The sequence below is a fragment of the Pseudomonas syringae genome, from assembly GCF_021606685.1.
Classification (GTDB): Bacteria; Pseudomonadota; Gammaproteobacteria; order Pseudomonadales; family Pseudomonadaceae; genus Aquipseudomonas; species Aquipseudomonas syringae_R.
On record NZ_WKCB01000054.1, the window covers coordinates 1 to 16,438 of the forward strand.

Annotated in this window: 16 protein-coding genes; 6 read left to right on the forward strand and 10 right to left on the reverse strand. The window is 62.1% G+C overall.

Features of this window, described 5'->3' with window-relative positions:
• Window positions 1-218: 218 nt before the first annotated feature.
• Entirely contained in the window at window positions 219-866 is a 648-nt protein-coding gene (locus GIW02_RS19230; RefSeq protein ID WP_236415047.1) for a LysE family transporter, read from the reverse strand.
• A 24-nt stretch (window positions 867-890) separates the two neighbouring features.
• On the reverse strand, window positions 891-1,697 hold the full coding sequence (locus tag GIW02_RS19235; protein ID WP_236415058.1) for a 2OG-Fe(II) oxygenase family protein: 807 nt from the start codon (window positions 1,695-1,697) through the stop codon (window positions 891-893).
• 232 nt (window positions 1,698-1,929) lie between these two features.
• On the opposite strand from GIW02_RS19235, the gene GIW02_RS19240 reads away from it, so the two are divergent.
• A complete protein-coding gene (locus tag GIW02_RS19240) occupies window positions 1,930-2,622 on the forward strand; it encodes an NBR1-Ig-like domain-containing protein (protein WP_268935619.1) in 693 nt (230 codons plus the stop codon).
• 82 nt (window positions 2,623-2,704) lie between these two features.
• On the opposite strand, the gene nagE is transcribed toward GIW02_RS19240, so the two are convergent.
• The 7 genes from nagE to GIW02_RS19275 all read right to left on the reverse strand — a co-directional run bounded on the left by nagE (window position 2,705) and on the right by GIW02_RS19275 (window position 11,190).
• Window positions 2,705-4,411 (reverse strand): N-acetylglucosamine-specific PTS transporter subunit IIBC, encoded by a 1,707-nt coding sequence (gene nagE / locus GIW02_RS19245; RefSeq protein ID WP_236415062.1) that lies wholly within the window; start codon window positions 4,409-4,411, stop codon window positions 2,705-2,707.
• Between the two features lie 26 nt (window positions 4,412-4,437).
• A complete protein-coding gene (ptsP, locus tag GIW02_RS19250) occupies window positions 4,438-6,948 on the reverse strand; it encodes a phosphoenolpyruvate--protein phosphotransferase (RefSeq protein ID WP_236415064.1) in 2,511 nt (836 codons plus the stop codon).
• Window positions 6,949-6,977: 29 nt separating this feature from the next.
• Window positions 6,978-7,988 carry an SIS domain-containing protein gene (locus tag GIW02_RS19255; protein WP_236415080.1) on the reverse strand — a complete coding sequence of 337 codons (1,011 nt, stop codon included), beginning with the start codon at window positions 7,986-7,988 and terminating at the stop codon, window positions 6,978-6,980.
• On the reverse strand, window positions 7,981-9,087 hold the full coding sequence (nagA, locus tag GIW02_RS19260; protein ID WP_236415066.1) for an N-acetylglucosamine-6-phosphate deacetylase: 1,107 nt from the start codon (window positions 9,085-9,087) through the stop codon (window positions 7,981-7,983). Before nagA ends, GIW02_RS19255 begins: the two co-directional genes overlap by 8 nt.
• A gap of 10 nt (window positions 9,088-9,097) precedes the next feature.
• The gene (locus tag GIW02_RS19265) at window positions 9,098-9,856 is read right to left on the reverse strand and encodes a GntR family transcriptional regulator (RefSeq protein ID WP_236415068.1); all 759 of its coding nucleotides are present in this window, start codon (window positions 9,854-9,856) and stop codon (window positions 9,098-9,100) included.
• A gap of 262 nt (window positions 9,857-10,118) precedes the next feature.
• Window positions 10,119-10,622 (reverse strand): L,D-transpeptidase family protein, encoded by a 504-nt coding sequence (locus GIW02_RS19270; protein ID WP_236415070.1) that lies wholly within the window; start codon window positions 10,620-10,622, stop codon window positions 10,119-10,121.
• Between the two features lie 19 nt (window positions 10,623-10,641).
• Complete coding sequence (locus GIW02_RS19275; RefSeq protein ID WP_236415071.1) at window positions 10,642-11,190, reverse strand: NUDIX hydrolase; 549 nt, start codon at window positions 11,188-11,190, stop codon at window positions 10,642-10,644.
• Window positions 11,191-11,336: 146 nt separating this feature from the next.
• On the opposite strand from GIW02_RS19275, the gene GIW02_RS19280 reads away from it, so the two are divergent.
• The 5 genes from GIW02_RS19280 (at window position 11,337) to purT (ending at window position 14,867) form a co-directional block, all read left to right on the forward strand.
• The gene (locus GIW02_RS19280) at window positions 11,337-11,939 is read left to right on the forward strand and encodes a CoA pyrophosphatase (protein ID WP_058423329.1); all 603 of its coding nucleotides are present in this window, start codon (window positions 11,337-11,339) and stop codon (window positions 11,937-11,939) included.
• A gap of 35 nt (window positions 11,940-11,974) precedes the next feature.
• Window positions 11,975-12,499, forward strand: a complete 525-nt coding sequence (locus GIW02_RS19285) for a gamma carbonic anhydrase family protein (protein WP_236415074.1) — start codon at window positions 11,975-11,977, stop codon at window positions 12,497-12,499.
• Window positions 12,496-12,711: a DUF1289 domain-containing protein gene (locus GIW02_RS19290; protein ID WP_236415076.1), complete on the forward strand. Its 216-nt coding sequence runs from the start codon at window positions 12,496-12,498 to the stop codon at window positions 12,709-12,711. Before GIW02_RS19285 ends, GIW02_RS19290 begins: the two co-directional genes overlap by 4 nt.
• 437 nt (window positions 12,712-13,148) lie before the next feature.
• Window positions 13,149-13,616: a VUT family protein gene (locus GIW02_RS19295; protein ID WP_236413919.1), complete on the forward strand. Its 468-nt coding sequence runs from the start codon at window positions 13,149-13,151 to the stop codon at window positions 13,614-13,616.
• Window positions 13,617-13,685: 69 nt separating this feature from the next.
• Entirely contained in the window at window positions 13,686-14,867 is a 1,182-nt protein-coding gene (gene purT, locus GIW02_RS19300) for a formate-dependent phosphoribosylglycinamide formyltransferase (protein WP_236413917.1), read from the forward strand.
• A 103-nt stretch (window positions 14,868-14,970) separates the two neighbouring features.
• On the opposite strand, the gene GIW02_RS19305 is transcribed toward purT, so the two are convergent.
• Window positions 14,971-16,281: an MFS transporter gene (locus tag GIW02_RS19305; protein ID WP_122674382.1), complete on the reverse strand. Its 1,311-nt coding sequence runs from the start codon at window positions 16,279-16,281 to the stop codon at window positions 14,971-14,973.
• Window positions 16,282-16,438: the final 157 nt, after the last annotated feature.

Genomic DNA, 16,438 nt, shown 5'->3' on the forward strand with positions numbered 1-16,438 from the left:
GGGCTGTAGATAGATAGTCGTGCGGTAAGGCGTTTTCCTACGGGATTTTCAGGGTGTGCCTAAGCAGAAGTAATCAGGTGCCGGTGAGGGCCATTCGCGAGCAAGTCCGCTCCCACACTGAATGTGTTCACACGTCAAAATGTGGGGGCGGGCTTGCTCGCGAATGGGCCGATCAAAAAGAAGTCCGCCAATGCAACAGCAGTGAGCTGTTCGTTCAGCTAACCACTCTCAAGGACTGCCTGAAAGACATCCAGTGAATCGCTGATCAGCATCCAGGCGAGGTAGGCCATCAATACTGCCACACCCGCGTCCAGCCATCGCCACACGACTGGCGAGCGGAACAACCCCGTCAACCGTTGACAGCCCAGCGCCAACAGTACAAACCACAATAGCGATGCGGTCATGGTCCCCATCGCAAACAGCACCTGCTGGCCGGCAGGTTTGGCTGCGCCGATGCTGCCAATCAACACCACTGTGTCGAGCCAGGCATAGGGGTTGGCGAACCCGAGTATGGCCGCCGTGCGCAACAGCCCTCGTTGTGAGTTGCTGCCTTGAGTGTCCGGCATTGACTGATTACGCAAACACGCCACTAGCCGCTGGGCGCCGAACCACAGCAGGTAGGCTGCTCCGGAAAACAGCAATAGCGCGACCAGCTCTTGGTTGCCTTCCAGTAGTGAGCCCAGCCCTGTAATGCCCAGGGCGATCAACAGCACATCGGCGAGAACACAAATGGCGACCACGCTCCAGAGAGGACCGCGGCTGACACCTTGGCGGATAACCAAGGTGTCTTTGGGGCCGGGTGCAGCGAACAGGCCAATACCTAAGAGCAAACCTTCAAGGTAAAGGGCGTTGAAATAGGAGACCATTGGGTATTCTTACCCGCAGAGAAATTAGCGAAGTTGAATGGGTTGATTACCGAAACCAATGTGGCGGGCATTAACGGCTCTAGTCAGGTCAATGGGTTGTTTGCGGAAAAAACTTGTTAGCAGTTGCTCAGGGGTCGGGTTAGCGAAGTAAATCAATGAGCTTCTGGCGACCGGTTTTTGAGGCGCAAGGACTGCGTGATACGCCGCAGGTATTGCGTGATCGGAAAGCTCGGTCAATAAAGACCCCGCGAGTACCGCAATTTCGCTCTCCAAAAGACGCACGGGTTCCAGTGAGGCTCCTTTCACCAGGACCAGCCCTTCACGGGTCGGTTTAATAAACGACAACATATGACCATCCTCATGAGGGTCCTGAGCAAACTGACGCTCACTGCTTCTGCTCTGGGCGCCATAGACACACAACTGAACATAAGACGCAGAACGAAAGGGGGCTAAGGGTGAAACCCCAAACTCGTCGCAAATGCCGTCCATCAGCTCTTGAGCCAGCTCATTGATCTGTCGTTCGAAGGAAATCACAGCGGCAAAAAAATCACATTGAGTGAACTCGAGCCCCATTCGTTTCGACGCGTGAGCAGGCCAATAACAGAAACGCTCACACAGGTCCGGGTGATCCTCGATACCCGAATATTCAGCGCCAAACGGGAAAAAACCATCTGTGTCTCGGAGGAAGGAAAATGACGATTTAGTGGCTTGGGAGATTGCGGAGTAGCCATCAACGATTTTCTTGTAGTCCCGCAACATGGCGTCAGATATTTGCAAGCTGCCGAAGCCTGAACGAGCAATTGAGTCACAGCACGCTTTTATTTGAGTCATCGCTATATCCAAAGGTAGAAGTAAAGGAATGCAACAATCACTAGGTTCGCAAGCCTGCGAGAAACTACGACACTGGATATAGCTAAACGAAAAGCGACTTATCCATGTTCTTCACAACATCGCCAGCAGGTTGTAAGTGTGCATTGCGCAACTCGCGTCACGGCGTGCAGGTTGTCCTTTTTGGCGCACAACGTGACGACTCTCACCCAAGGCTGGAGGCAAATAATCGCGTATGAGCATCCGGACACGAGATACCCTCCGAGCACTGGTTGTGCGGCGCTGCCGAGAACTGGGTAAATCCATGAGCATCCTCGCCAAAGAGTCAGGCATCTCCCGAACCTATCTCTATGGTTTGGCCAGCGGCGCCTCCCAGGACCCGTCGGTACGTACCTTGACCAAACTGGCCAAAGCACTCCAGGTATCGCCGTTGCTACTGTTCCGCTACTTTGCGGATCTGGCAGGCGCGCCGGTCGATGCTCATGCCATGTCTACCACCAATCGCGCCATTGGCCTGCAGGACGCCAGCGATATCGCCGTATTCAACGCAGACGTCACCACTCCCGACCAGACCCTGGTTCTCCCCGGCGAAACCTTCGAAAAAACCTGGGAGATCCAAAACCTCGGCAACCGCCCCTGGCGCGGCCGCAGGCTGGTGCGGGTCGACGGCGAATACGTCATCGCCCGCCGCAGCAATTCAGGCGCCGCCCTGGAAGTCGTGATGGACACTCACCTGCGCAGCCTCCACAACGAAATTCCCATCGCCGACACCCTGCCCGGCCAGCCTGTACACCTCACCATGACATTCGCCGCACCCAAGGAAACCTGCACGGTGACCTCAATCTGGCGAATAGAAGATGAGCACGGCCAACCCTGCTATGGACCGGCGTTCATCCTGCATGTAATCGTCAACGTCATGGCGCGCTAAGTGCCGCACCACCCAACAAGGTCTTTCTTGCTGGATCATGATGCGGCCCCGGTGCAGCGAAATTTGAACAGTCACTCCACCTCTACACCCCGGCACTCACCTCACGGCTGCCGACCAACCGCTCCAACGCCTCACCCAGCCCCGACGCCTTGTCCCCAATCAGCAGGTGCCAAACACCGCTATCAAGCTGGCTGACACCTTGGCAACCCAGCGCAGTCAGGTCCGTTTCAGACAGTACCGAATCATCCCCCAGCTCCACCCGCAACCGCGTCATCGCCACCGCTTCCAGCTGGCGCACGTTCGCCCGGCCACCCAGGGCATTCAGCCATTTTTCTGCGTCGTGCAGGTTCACCCCAACCGGCTTATCCACAGGCGCAGCCGCGACGGGCAGTGCGGGCACAAACCCGGGCATCGCCAAGCGAATCTCATCGGCAATGCTGTCGGCCAGTGGCCCCACGACCACCTGCAAACTCCCGCCATTGCCAGGCCGCACCACGGCCATGGCGCCCAGCGCTTTCAGTTCGGCATCCACGGCTTTGTTGCGGTCCACCATGTCCAGGCGCAGACGCGTGGTGCAGGCGCCCACACTCAACAGATTGGCCGCACCCCCCAGCGCACGGATATACGCCCCGGCCCGCTGGTTGTCGCTCATCGCTTCAGCCTGCGCGACTTGGATATCCTCACGCCCCGGCGTCTTCAAATTGAAGCGGCGAATGCAGTAGTTGAACACGCTGTAGTACACCACCGCATACGCCAGCCCGACCGGCAACACCAGCCAGCCATTGGTGGACTTGCCCCAGCCCAGCACCATGTCGATAAACCCACCGGAGAAGGTAAAGCCCAGGTGGATATTGAGCAGGTTGGTGACTGCCATCGACAGGCCGGTGAGCAGCGCATGCAGCAAGTACAGGAACGGCGCGAGGAACATGAACGCGAACTCAATCGGTTCGGTCACGCCGGTGAGGAAGGAGGTGAGGGCCATCGACAGGAAGATCCCGCCCATGACTTTACGCCGCTCCGGCAGGGCGTTGCGGTACATCGCCAGGCAGGCGGCGGGCAAACCGAACAGCATCACCGGGAACATGCCGGTCATGAACTGGCCGCCCTTGGGGTCGCCGGCAAAGTAACGGGTCAGGTCACCGGTGAACACCGCGCCGGTGGCCGGGTCGGTAAAGCTGCCGAACACAAACCAGGCCATGTTGTTGAGGATGTGGTGCAGGCCGGTGACGATCAGCAGGCGGTTGAACACGCCGAACACGAACGCGCCGAAGCTGCCGCTTTCCATCAGCAACACACCAAAACTATTGATGCCGTGCTGAATCGGCGGCCAGATCAGGCCGAAGATCACCCCCAGCGCCACCGCCGAGAACCCGGTGACAATCGGCACAAACCGTCGCCCGCCGAAGAATGCCAGGTACTCCGGCAGCTTGATGTCCTTGAAGCGGTTGTACAGCGCCCCGGCCATCAAGCCGCTGGCGATACCGGCGAGCATGCCCATGTTGATGCTGGTGTCCATCACCTTGAGCGTGGAGACCATCACCAGGTAGCCAATCGCCCCGGCGAGCCCCGCCGTGCCGTTGTTGTCGCGGGCAAAGCCCACGGCGATGCCGATGGCGAAAATCAGCGCGAGGTTGGCGAAGATCGCTTGCCCCGCGTCGTGCATCACGGCGATGTTCAGCAGGTCGGTGTCGCCCAGGCGCAGCAGCAGGCCGGCAATCGGCAAGATGGCGATGGGCAGCATCAATGCGCGGCCCAGGCGTTGCAGCCCTTCGATAAATAGTTGGTACATGGCGGGTCTCCTTTTTCTTGTTGTTGTCAGCTCAGCGGCCAGTGGGTTTGACAGGCTTGGCGCACGGCCTTGGCGCTGCTCAGGTCGAGCAAGCCTTGGCTCAATTGCCGGCATTGCGCCGCATCCAGGTGACGGACGCGGTCCTTGATTTCTGCGATTTGCGGTGGGCTCACCGACAGTTCGCTGACCCCCAGGCCGACCAGCACTGGCGTGGCCAGCGGGTCGGACGCCAACGCGCCGCACACGCCGACCCAACGCCCGTGTTTGGCGGCACCCGCACAGGTCTGGGCGATCAGCCGCAGCAAGGCCGGGTGCAGAGCATCGACCCGGGCGGCGAGGCCGGCGTGGTCGCGGTCCATCGCCAGGGTGTACTGCGACAGGTCATTGGTGCCGATGGACAAAAAGTCCGCATGCTCGGCCAGTTGTTCGGCCATCAAGGCGGCGGCGGGCACTTCGATCATCACTCCCAGTTCGGGGCGCTGGGTCAGTTCCAGCTCTACGCAGAGTTCATCCAGGCGCTGGCGGATCTGCAGCAGTTCATCCACTTCGCTGACCATCGGCAACAGGATGCGGCAGCGCGCGAGCGGGCACACTTGCAGCAGCGCGCGCAGTTGCTGGTCGAGCACGTCAGGGCGCACCTGGGCCAGGCGAATCCCGCGCAGGCCCAGCACCGGGTTGGCCTCGACGGGCAGCGGCAGGTAGTCGAGCTGTTTGTCGCCGCCGACGTCGATGGTGCGGATGATCACCGACTTGTCGCCCATCGCATCCAGCACGGCTTGATAGGCCTGGCGCTGTTCCTGTTGATCCGGCGCGGTGCGGCGGTCGACAAACAGGAACTCGGTGCGCAACAGGCCGACGCCGTCCGCGCCGTTGGCAAAGGCCACCTCGGCTTCGGCACTGGAGGCGACATTGGCGGCCACCTCGATGGTGCGGCCATCGGTGGTGCGCGCCGGTTGCTGGGCCTGGGTCTGTTGCTGTTCACGACGCAGTTTTTGCGCCTCGCGCATCTGCTGCACTTGAGCGTGGCGCGCCTCGCTGGGCGTGAGTTCCAGGCGACCGTTGGTCGCGTCGAGTACCACGCGTTGGCCTTGCGGCACGCCCAGCACCTCGCTGCCCAACGCGACCACACACGGCAGGCCCTTGCCCCGCGCCAGGATCGCCACATGGGAGGTGGCGCCGCCTTCGGCCATGCAGATGCCGGCTACCTGCTGCGCGCTCAGTTGCAGCAAGTCCGAGGGAGTCAGCTCATGGGCGCTGACAATCGCCCCGGCCGGCAATTCGAAGTGCCAGGCTTCACCCAGCAGTGCGCGCAATACCCGTTGCTGCAAGTCGCGCAGGTCGTTGGAACGCTCGGCGAACAGCGGTTTGCCCAAGGCCAGCAGCACCGCGCATTGCGCCTGGATCGCGTCGCGCCAGGCATGGGTGGCGGCGCTACCGTGTTCGATGGCGGCGGTGGCCGCGTCCAGCAGGGCCGGGTCCTCCAGCAGCGCGAGGTGGGCGGCGAAGATCTCTTCTTCCGCTTGGTTTTTGCGCAGGCGGGCGTGGTCCAGGGTCTGGCGGATTTCACCGCGCACCTGCTCAAGGGCCGCATCCAGCCGTTGCAGCTGTTCGTCGGCGCGGTGGTTGCCGGTGTCCGCCGGCAGTTCGATAGCGGTCAGGCGAAACAGCGGCCCGCACGCCAGGCCGGGGGCTGCACACACGCCTTGCAACACACCTGCCTCGGTATTCGCCTTGCGTGGGGCGACCGCCACCGGCGCGCAATGTTCTTCGCTCACGGCCACCGACAGCGCGGCAACCAGTGCCTGCAAGGCCGCCTCGCAATCCTTGCCGCGACAGGTGACACGCACCTCATCGCCTTCACCGATGCCCAGCCCCATCAGGCCGATCAGGCTGTCGCACGGCGCCGACTTACCGGCGTAGTGCAACTGGGCCTGGCTGCTGAAACCCTGGGCGGTCTTGCGGACCAACGCGGCGGGGCGCGCGTGCAGACCGCCACGGTGGGTGATGCGCACACTGGCGCGGGCTTCGCTGACCGAGTTATCCACAGCCGTCTGCGTCGGCGCCGTTGAGCGCAGCGTAATCTGCAATAACGGTTCGCCGACCTTGACGATGGGTCCTGCCTGGCGCTGTAGCTCAAAGCCCTCGCCATTGGTCAGAATGATCAGGCTGACCAGGCTCTTGCACTGCCGCGCAATGCGGTCCAGGTCGAACTGCACCAGCGCCTGGCCGCGCTTCACCCAGGCGCCTTCCTTGACCAGCAGCGCAAACCCTTCGCCATTCAGTTCCACGGTGTCGATGCCAACATGCATCAGCAGTTCGGCACCGTTGTGTGCGCGAATCGTCAGCGCATGCCCGGTGCGAGCGACATGAATGATCTCCCCGTCACAGGGGGCGTGCAGGCAATCATTGAGCGGGTCGATGGCAATACCGTCGCCCATGGCGCCGCTGGCGAACACTTCATCGGGAACGTTGCCCAAGGCCAGTACCGGCCCGCTTAATGGGGCGCTGAGGGTCAATTGATTATTGTTGTTGGACATGGGCACGGTACTCATCAGGAAAACGCAACTCAGTGGGTGCGGGTCACTTTGCTCAGGTGGCGCGGTTGGTCCGGGTCCATGCCGCGGGCGACTGCCAGGCCGGCGGCCATTACGTAAAAACTTTGGATTGCCAGGATCGGGTCCAGGCTCGGGTGTTCGGCGCGGCTCAGGGTCAGCTCGCGTTCGGCGATATCGTCCGGTGCGGCCAGCAGCACGCGGGCCCCGCGTTGGCGCATATCGGCGGCCAGGCTCAACAGGCCAGCTTGCTCAGCGCCGCGTGGGGCGAAGATCAGCAGCGGGTAGTTTTCGTCGATCAAGGCCATCGGCCCGTGGCGCACCTCGGCGCTGCTGAAGGCTTCGGCCTGGATCGCCGAGGTTTCCTTGAGCTTGAGCGCGGCTTCCTGGGCAATCGCAAAACCGGCGCCACGGCCGATCACCATCAAGCGTTGGCTGTCACGCAGGGCGTCGATGGCGGTGCTCCAGTCCTGCTTGGCGGCGACACGCAACTCGTCAGGCAAGGCGCGGCAGGCTTGCAGCAGGTCGGCTTCCTGGTTCCAGTGGCCGATCAACTGCGCGCTGGCGCTGAGGGTGGCGATAAAGCTTTTGGTCGCCGCCACGCTGTGTTCCGGTCCGGCGCACAGCGGCACGTGGAATTCACAGGCGGCTTGCAGCGGTGAGTCTTCGGCGTTGACCAGCGAAATGCTCAGAGCCCCGCGTTTACGCAGCAGGCGCAGGCTGTTGACCAGGTCCGGGCTTTGCCCCGACTGCGAGAAACCGAACGCCACCTGGCCGCTGACTTTCAACGGCGCCTGCAACAAGGTCACCACCGACATCGGCAACGATGCCACCGGAATGCCCACGTGCTGCATGGCCAGGTAGGCGAAGTAGCTGGCGGCGTGGTCCGAGCTGCCGCGCGCGATGGTCATCGCCACTTGCGGCGGCTGGCGGAGCAGGCGGCCGGCGACTTCTTCCAGCAGCGGGTCCAGGCGTTGCAGCTGCGCCGCGACGGCGTCACAGGAGGCCAGGGCCTCTTCAAGCATTTTTGAAGTCAATGGTGTCTCCTTCGACCATTACGTCAGTGAGGTGCAGGGAACGGTCCAGGCGTACGCAGTCGGCAAAGCTGCCGGGTTGCAGGCGCCCGCGTTCTGCCAGGCCCAGGTAGTCCGCAGGAAATTGCGACAAACGTTGTGAGGCTTCGCTGATGGGCAGGCCGATCTTCACCAGGTTGCGCAGCGCCTGATCCATGGTCAGGGTGCTACCGGCCAGGGTGCCGTCGGCCAGGCGCACGCCGCCCAGGCATTTGGTCACGGTGTGGCTGCCCAGCTTGTATTCGCCATCGGGCATCCCGGCGGCGGCGGTGGAGTCGGTGACGCAGTACAAGCACGGGATCGAGCGCAGTGCCACGCGCATGGCGCCGGGGTGCACGTGCAGCAAGTCCGGGATCAATTCGGCGTATGTGGCGTGGGCCAGCGCGGCGCCGACGATGCCCGGTTCGCGGTGATGCAGCGGGCTCATGGCGTTATACAAATGCGTGAAGCTGGTGGCGCCGGCGGCGAGGGCGGCGACGCCTTCCTCATAGCTGCCCAGCGTGTGGCCGATCTGCATGCGCACGCCACGCTGGCTGAGGGCGCGGATCAGGCTGTCATGGCCGGCGATTTCCGGGGCGATGGTGATCACCCGGATCGGCGCCAGGCGCAGGTATTCTTCAACTTCGGCCATCAACGCGGTGTGGGCGAAGTTGGGTTGCGCGCCGAGTTTCCCGGGGTTGATGTAGGGCCCTTCCAGGTGCACGCCGAGCACACGGGCGCTGCCTGCGGGACGCTGTTCGCAGAAGGCGCCGAGTTCACCGAGCACGCGCGAGATTTCGTCCACCGGCGCGGTCATGGTGGTGGCCAGCAGCGAGGTGGTGCCAAAACGCACGTGGGTGCGGGTGATGGTCTCGAAGGCGCCGGCGCCCTCCATGATGTCTTTGCCGCCACCGCCGTGCACGTGCAGGTCGATAAAGCCCGGCAGCAGGTAGGGCAGGTCATTGTCGGCCGGGTCGCAGGGCGTGCCTTCAATGGCGCTGACCTTGCCGTGTGCGTGCACCAGGCGGCCGCGAATCCAGCCGTGGGGCGTGAGGATATTGTCTTGGGACATGGGCTGTTCTCTAACGTCGCAGTTCAGCGGAATAGTCATGGCGGCGCAGCTCTGCGACAAAGTCGTAGTAGTCGTTGCGGCAGTAGGTGTCGGTGATTTCAATCGGCGTGTTGTCGGCGGTGTAGCCGACCCGCGTCATCAGCAGCATGGCGGTGCCGGGGGCGATGCCCACCAGCTTGGCGAACTCCTCTGACGCGTTGATCGCCTGGATATGTTGCAGGGCGCGCACGATGGGTTTGCCGATGCTTTCCAGGTATTCGTACAGCGAGTTGCCGATGGCTTGCGGCTGCGGCAGCACCGAGGCGGGCATGGCGGTCATCTCGATGGCCATTACCGTGTCATCGGCTTTGCGTAGGCGCTTGAGGCGCGCCACTTTGTCGGTCGGCGACAGGCCCAGGCGGATCAGTTCTTCGTGGGTCGGCGGGGTGATGTCGCGTTCCAGCCATTGCGAGGTGGGCACAAAACCCTTGAGGCGCAACATCTCGCTGAACCCCGAGAGGCGCGACAGCGGCTGTTCCAGGCGTGGGGTGATAAACGTGCCGGAGCCCTGGCTACGGCGGATCAGGCCTTGGGCAAACAACACTTCCAGGGCTTTACGCGCGGTAACCCGGGAAATGCTCAATTGCTCGCTGAGGGCGCGTTCCGAGGGCAGGGCCTGCTCGGATCTCCACTGGCCGGCATGGATGGCCGCTTCCAGGTTGCGGGCCAGTTGCAGGTACAGCGGCGTGGACTGCTTGTCGTCGGGGCGCAGGGCCAGGATGGGATTCATCTGTCAGGTTTCCGATGCGGTTATTGGAGTGTTGTCGCCCGGTAGTGGCCGGAAATTAATACCACTTAAATACCATGTCAATGCAGCCAAAACGGTGCGCGCAGGCGTTTATGGGCGCCGTAATGGTGCCTGGTATCAAGTGGTATTAGAGAGGTCTTTATGCCACGCAGAAGTGCGCAGCCCGCACGGTGAACTGGTATTCACCGGCGGGCATGATTGAGGGCGGGAAATATTTTTGAATTAATTTACGAACGGTAGGCGCTTACGGCCGAATCTCGATCAGCGTGCCGTCCTTGACCAGGTTCCAGACTTCACGCATGTCGACGTTGCGCATGCCGATGCAGCCGTCGGTCCAATCCAGGGTGTGGAACCACTGCTCCGGGTAGTCTTCGGTGTCGGGCGTGCCGTGGATCATGATCATGCTGCCGGGCTTCACGCCTTCACGGCGGGCGCGTGCGGCGTCGCTGATATTGGGGTAGGAAATGTGCATCGCCAGGTTGAAGCGGTCGCTGGTCTTGCGCCAGTCGATCCAGTACAGGCCTTCCGGCGTGCGGCGGTCGCCCTCGATCAGCTTGTGGCCCTTGGGGTTTTTACCCAGGGAAATACGGTAGGTCTTGAAGGGCTTGCCGTCGTTGATCAACTGCAACTGATGGGCGGACTTGAGCACCAGGACTTTCTCGACGGTTTTACCGCCCAGGGTTTCCACGGTGGAGGCCGATGACAGCGCAGCGAATGACAGGCAGATAAGAGCAAGCAACCAACGCATTGAAACAGTATCCCTAGTGTTATGGAGCGGGCTTGCCCATTGGCGGCACGGCCTCGCTGCGCACCGGGAACGATTGTCGCCGACGGTCAGCGAAAAAGTATTCCAGCGTACGCCCGACCGTGCGGAAAGCCAGCTCGGACCAAGGGATGTCGCCTTCATCGAACAACTGTACTTCAAGGCTTTCGGGGCCGGCGGCGAAGTCCAGGTCGACCAGTTCGGCGCGGTAGAAAATATGCACCTGGCTGATGTGCGGCACATCGATCAGGGTATAGATGCTCAGGTTGCGCACGCGGGCGCAGGCCTCCTCCAGGGTTTCGCGCATGGCCGCCTGTTCGACGGTTTCGCCGTTTTCCATGAAGCCTGCGGGCAGGGTCCAGTAGCCCAGGCGCGGTTCGATGGCGCGGCGGCACAGCAGCACTTTGTCGCCCCACACCGGCACGGTGCCGGCGACGATATTGGGGTTCTGATAGTGAATGGTCGAGCAGTGATCACACACAAAACGCAGGCGGCCGTCGCCTGGGGGAATACGCTGGGTAACCGGTTTACCGCACTGGCTGCAGAAATTCATGCTGGGGTTCCTGGAAAGTGCGTCTATCTTGGCTTGGCTGGCAGGGCCCTGCAAGTTGTCGTTTAGCGACACCGCGCAGGTTTTGGGGTTGGGCGCCCGCACGCTTTGGTGCATGATGCAAGGTAGCCAACAGACCGAGATGACTCATGCTGGACGAGCTACTTCGCCGGGTAAGCAATCACACACCCCATACGCTGGAATCTGACGGGCGTTTCCCCGAGGCCGCGGTACTGGTGCCGATTACCCGCAGTGACGAACCCGAGCTGATCCTGACCCTGCGCGCCAGCGGCCTGTCGACCCATGGTGGCGAAGTGGCCTTTCCTGGCGGGCGCCGCGACCCCGAAGACCCGGACCTGATTTTTACCGCGCTGCGCGAGGCTGAAGAGGAAATCGGCCTGCCTCCCGGCCTGGTCGAAGTGATCGGCCCGCTGAGCCCGCTGATCTCCCTGCATGGCATTCGTGTCACGCCCTACGTGGGTGTTATCCCTGATTACGTCGAATACTTGGCCAACGATGCCGAGATCGCCGCCGTTTTCAGCGTGCCTCTGGATTTTTTCCGACAGGACCCGCGCGAACATACCCACAGAATCGATTACCAGGGCCGCAGCTGGTATGTGCCCAGCTACCGGTTTGGTGAATACAAAATCTGGGGGCTGACGGCAATCATGATCGTCGAGCTGATCAACCTGCTCTATGACGATGCCAAGATCAGCCTGCATCAACCGCCCAAGAGCTTCATCAACATCTAAGCCATCGTTTGAATGGCGAGCCGTGAGGAAAAACCATGAAATACCGCCTGGGCGACGCCCGCGTCGAGACGCATCCCCACAGCTGGGTCGCACCCAATGCCACCCTGGTGGGCAAGGTCAAGCTGGAGGAGGGCGCCAACGTCTGGTTTAACGCGGTGTTGCGTGGCGACAACGAACTGATCCTGATCGGGAAAAACAGCAACGTGCAGGACGGCAGCGTGATGCACACCGACATGGGTTACCCGCTGACCCTGGGCACCGGCGTGACCATCGGCCATAACGCCATGCTGCACGGCTGCACTGTCGACGACTACAGCTTGATCGGCATCAACGCGGTGATCCTCAACGGCGCCAAGATCGGCAAGCATTGCATCATTGGCGCCAATTCGCTGATCGGCGAAGGCAAGGAAATCCCCGATGGTTCGCTGGTGATGGGCTCGCCCGGTAAGGTGGTGCGTGAGCTGACCGATGCGCAAAAACGCATGCTTGAAGCCAGCGCCGCGCACTACGTGCATAACGCGCAGCGCTATGCGCGTGATTTGGCTGAGCAGGCAGAATGAACCCGATTGAACGCCCCGTCGCCTCGCCTTGCGTGAGTATTTGTGCGCTGGACGATGACGACATTTGCACCGGCTGCCAGCGGACGGTGGACGAGATCACGCGCTGGAGCCGCATGGATAACACCGAGCGCCGGGTGGTGCTTGGGTTGTGCCATGAGCGGGCGGTGGCGAGTGGGCTGGTGTGGATGACGCCCGGCAAATCTGGCGCATAACCTGTGTAGCAAGCAGGCGTGTGTGGTGAGCCGGCTTGTGTGGCGAGCGGGCTTGCCCGCGTTGGGTTGCGCAGCAGCCCCAAAACCTGACACCGTGGTTTACCTGACCAAACGCAGCGAGCCTACTGGGGCTGCTCCGCAGCCCAACGCGGGCAAGCCCGCTCGCCACATTGATTGCAGTGCACTGCACCGGTTGCCAGCGGGCTGTGGATGAGATCAAGCGGTGGATGCGCGGGCGGTGGCAAGCAGGCTTGTGTGGCGAGCCTGCTTGCCCGCGTTGGGCTGCGCAGCAGCCCCAAAACCTGACACCGTGGTTTACCTGACAGAACGCTGCGAGCCTACTGGGGCTGCTTCGCAGCCCAACGCGGGCAAGCCCGCTCGCCACATTGATTGCAGTGCATTACCCTGTGCGGCATTACCTACAGGCCCGTCCCGTCATGCTCTTCCTGATCGCCTATATCAGCAGCGTCGTGCTGATCAACTTCGCCTTCTCCACCGCCCCGCACCTGGATGTCATCTGGTCGGCCTGGGGTGGCCTGGTATTCATCCTGCGCGACATGGTGCAAACCCGCTTCGGCCACGGCGCAATCGTTGCCATGCTGGCGGCGCTGGTGCTGTCGTATGTGACGTCCGACCCGGCCATCGCCCTGGCCAGCGCCACGGCCTTCGCGGTGTCCGAGTGCATCGACTGGCTGGTGTTCAGCATCACCAAGCGCCCGCTCCACGATCGCCTGTGGATAAGTTCGGCGCTGAGCATTCCCCTCGATACCTTCATCTTCTTCGGCCTGATTGGCGCACTCACGCCGGCGGTAGCGGGCACCGCGTTGCTGTCGAAATTCGCCGGGGTCACGGTGGTGTGGCTGATCATGGCCTGGCGTGTGCGCAAGCGGGCCGTCGCCAACTGAGGCCAATTGCTGCAGTTCATGTAAAATGCCGGCCTTTCTCCAAATGATCCGCTCCCCTGAGGACCTGAGATGACCCGAATCGGAACTCCATTGTCGCCAACCGCGACCCGCGTAATGCTGTGTGGCTGCGGTGAGCTGGGCAAGGAAGTGGTAATCGAGCTGCAACGCCTGGGCGTTGAAGTGATTGCCGTGGATCGCTACGCCAACGCGCCGGCCATGCAGGTTGCCCACCGTAGCCACGTGATCAACATGCTCGATGGCGCCGCCCTGCGTGCGGTGATCGAAGCAGAGAAGCCGCACTTCATCGTGCCGGAAATCGAAGCCATCGCCACCGCCACCCTGGTGGAGCTGGAAGCCGAAGGGTTCACCGTGATCCCGACCGCGCGCGCCACCTCGCTGACCATGAACCGTGAAGGCATCCGCCGTCTGGCCGCCGAAGAGCTGGACCTGCCGACGTCGCCATACCACTTCGCCGACACCTTCGAGGATTACAGCAAAGCCGTGCAGGATCTGGGCTTCCCGTGCGTGGTCAAGCCGGTGATGAGTTCATCGGGCAAGGGCCAAAGCCTGCTGCGCAGCGTCGACGACGTGCAAAAGGCGTGGGACTACGCCCAGGAAGGCGGGCGTGCCGGTAAAGGCCGCGTGATCATCGAAGGCTTTATCGACTTTGACTACGAAATCACCCTGCTGACCGTACGCCATATTGGCGGCACCACCTTCTGCGCGCCAGTCGGCCATCGCCAGGAGAAGGGCGATTACCAGGAATCCTGGCAGCCGCAAGCCATGAGCCCGATTGCTCTGGCGGAGTCCGAACGCGTTGCCAAAGCAGTAACCGAGGCGCTGGGTGGCCGTGGCCTGTTTGGCGTGGAATTGTTCATCAAGGGCGATCAGGTGTGGTTCAGTGAAGTGTCGCCGCGCCCGCATGACACCGGTTTGGTGACCCTGATTTCGCAGGACCTGTCGCAGTTCGCGCTGCACGCTCGCGCCATCCTCGGCCTGCCAATTCCGTTGATCCGTCAATTCGGACCTTCGGCGTCGGCGGTGATTCTGGTGGAAGGGCAGTCGACCCAGACCGCATTCGCCAACCTCGGCGCCGCCTTGAGCGAGCCGGACACGGCGTTGCGTCTGTTTGGTAAGCCTGAGGTGAATGGTCAGCGTCGGATGGGTGTGGCGTTGGCGCGGGATGAGTCGATTGAGGCTGCTCGGGCTAAAGCGACTCGTGCCTCCAAAGCGGTTGTTGTAGAGCTCTAAAAGCATCGGGAGCAAGCCCCCTCCCACATTTGATTGGATTCACAGAGTTTGATTTGTGAACCCATTCCAGTGTGGGAGCGGGCTTGCTCGCGAAAGCGCTCTATCAGGCGACCTTGTTCAAATCATTATCCCGCGTCTCTTTCAGGCACAGCACAGCAATCAAGCTGAGCAACGCTGCCGCCGACACGTACCCGCCGACATAACTCAGCCCGCCCATCGCCACCAGCTTGGTCGCGAAGAACGGTGCGGCCGACGCGCCGACGATCCCGCCCAGGTTATACGCCGCCGAAGCGCCGGTATAACGCACACGGGTCGGGAACAATTCCGGCAGCATCGCGCCCATTGGGGCGAAGGTTACGCCCATCAGGAACAGCTCCAGCGCCAGGAACAACGCTACCGCCCAGGTCGAGCCGTGGGTCAGCAGCGGCTCCATGGTGAAGCCCGAGAGAATCGCCAGCACTGCGCCGACGATCAGCACCGGCTTGCGCCCGTAGCGATCACTGGCCAGGGCCGCCAGCGGCGTGGCCAAGCCCATGAACAGCACCGCAAAGCACAGCAGGCCGAGGAAGGTTTCGCGGCTGTAGCCCAGCGTCGATACGCCGTAGCTCAGGGAAAACGCAGTGGTGATATAGAACAGTGCGTAGCACACCACCATCGACGCGGCGCCCAGCAGCACAGGCAGCCAGTGTTGGCTGAAGAGTTCCACCAGCGGCACTTTTACCGGTTTTTCCTTGGCTACGGCGTTGGCGAATACCGGGGTTTCATGCAGCTTCAATCGCGCATATAGGCCGACCATTACCAGCGCGGCGCTGAGGATGAACGGGATGCGCCAGCCCCAACTGCGGAACTGCTCGTCATTGAGGCTCATGGCCAGGATCAGGAACAAACCGTTGGCCGCCAGGAAGCCGATCGACGGGCCCAGTTGCGGGAACATGCCGAACCAGGCGCGTTTGCCTTTGGGCGCATTCTCGGTCGCCAGCAGCGCCGCGCCGCCCCATTCGCCGCCAAGGCCCAGGCCCTGGCCGAAACGCAGCACGCACAACAGGATCGGTGCCCAGGCCCCGATGCTGTCATAGCCGGGCAGTAAGCCGATCAGCGTGGTGCACACGCCCATCAGCAGCAAGGAGGCGACCAGTGTGGACTTGCGACCGATGCGGTCGCCAAAGTGGCCGAACAGCGCCGAGCCCAGCGGGCGGGCGATAAAGGCGATGCCGAAGGTCAGGAACGACGCCAGCATCTGCGCCGTGCCGGAGGTCTGCGGAAAGAACACCGGTCCAATTACCAGCGCGGCGGCCGTGGCATAGATATAGAAATCGTAGAACTCGATAGCGGTGCCGACGATGCTCGCGGTAGCGACGCGAGCGGTCGAGTTGGTCGGGGCAGCGGTCGCGGCCTCGTTATAGGTGGTGCTCATTGAAGTATCCCTGACGGTCATTGCGCGTTTGGACGCGGATTATTATTGGTCGAGCACCCATGGATCAGGGGTGTGCGCGGGGCGGCTCGGGATGGGAGCGAACACCGGTCAGACACGATGCAGCGGTGCCTGGACGCGCGGAGTGCGGGTAGCACGC

What these genes read in the sequence shown, in the direction of transcription:
- nagE (WP_236415062.1), bottom strand. Translation starts at nt 4,411, where the DNA reads ATGTACCAACTATTTATCGAAGGGCTGCAACGCCTGGGCCGCGCATTG.
- GIW02_RS19295 (WP_236413919.1), top strand. Translation starts at nt 13,149, where the DNA reads ATGCTCTTCCTGATCGCCTATATCAGCAGCGTCGTGCTGATCAACTTC.
- GIW02_RS19275 (WP_236415071.1), bottom strand. Translation starts at nt 11,190, where the DNA reads ATGAATTTCTGCAGCCAGTGCGGTAAACCGGTTACCCAGCGTATTCCC.
- GIW02_RS19230 (WP_236415047.1), bottom strand. Translation starts at nt 866, where the DNA reads ATGGTCTCCTATTTCAACGCCCTTTACCTTGAAGGTTTGCTCTTAGGT.
- GIW02_RS19255 (WP_236415080.1), bottom strand. Translation starts at nt 7,988, where the DNA reads ATGCTTGAAGAGGCCCTGGCCTCCTGTGACGCCGTCGCGGCGCAGCTG.
- GIW02_RS19290 (WP_236415076.1), top strand. Translation starts at nt 12,496, where the DNA reads ATGAACCCGATTGAACGCCCCGTCGCCTCGCCTTGCGTGAGTATTTGT.
- GIW02_RS19305 (WP_122674382.1), bottom strand. Translation starts at nt 16,281, where the DNA reads ATGAGCACCACCTATAACGAGGCCGCGACCGCTGCCCCGACCAACTCG.
- ptsP (WP_236415064.1), bottom strand. Translation starts at nt 6,948, where the DNA reads ATGTCCAACAACAATAATCAATTGACCCTCAGCGCCCCATTAAGCGGG.
- GIW02_RS19235 (WP_236415058.1), bottom strand. Translation starts at nt 1,697, where the DNA reads ATGACTCAAATAAAAGCGTGCTGTGACTCAATTGCTCGTTCAGGCTTC.
- GIW02_RS19270 (WP_236415070.1), bottom strand. Translation starts at nt 10,622, where the DNA reads ATGCGTTGGTTGCTTGCTCTTATCTGCCTGTCATTCGCTGCGCTGTCA.
- GIW02_RS19285 (WP_236415074.1), top strand. Translation starts at nt 11,975, where the DNA reads ATGAAATACCGCCTGGGCGACGCCCGCGTCGAGACGCATCCCCACAGC.
- GIW02_RS19265 (WP_236415068.1), bottom strand. Translation starts at nt 9,856, where the DNA reads ATGAATCCCATCCTGGCCCTGCGCCCCGACGACAAGCAGTCCACGCCG.
- GIW02_RS19280 (WP_058423329.1), top strand. Translation starts at nt 11,337, where the DNA reads ATGCTGGACGAGCTACTTCGCCGGGTAAGCAATCACACACCCCATACG.
- purT (WP_236413917.1), top strand. Translation starts at nt 13,686, where the DNA reads ATGACCCGAATCGGAACTCCATTGTCGCCAACCGCGACCCGCGTAATG.
- nagA (WP_236415066.1), bottom strand. Translation starts at nt 9,087, where the DNA reads ATGTCCCAAGACAATATCCTCACGCCCCACGGCTGGATTCGCGGCCGC.
- GIW02_RS19240 (WP_268935619.1), top strand. Translation starts at nt 1,930, where the DNA reads ATGAGCATCCGGACACGAGATACCCTCCGAGCACTGGTTGTGCGGCGC.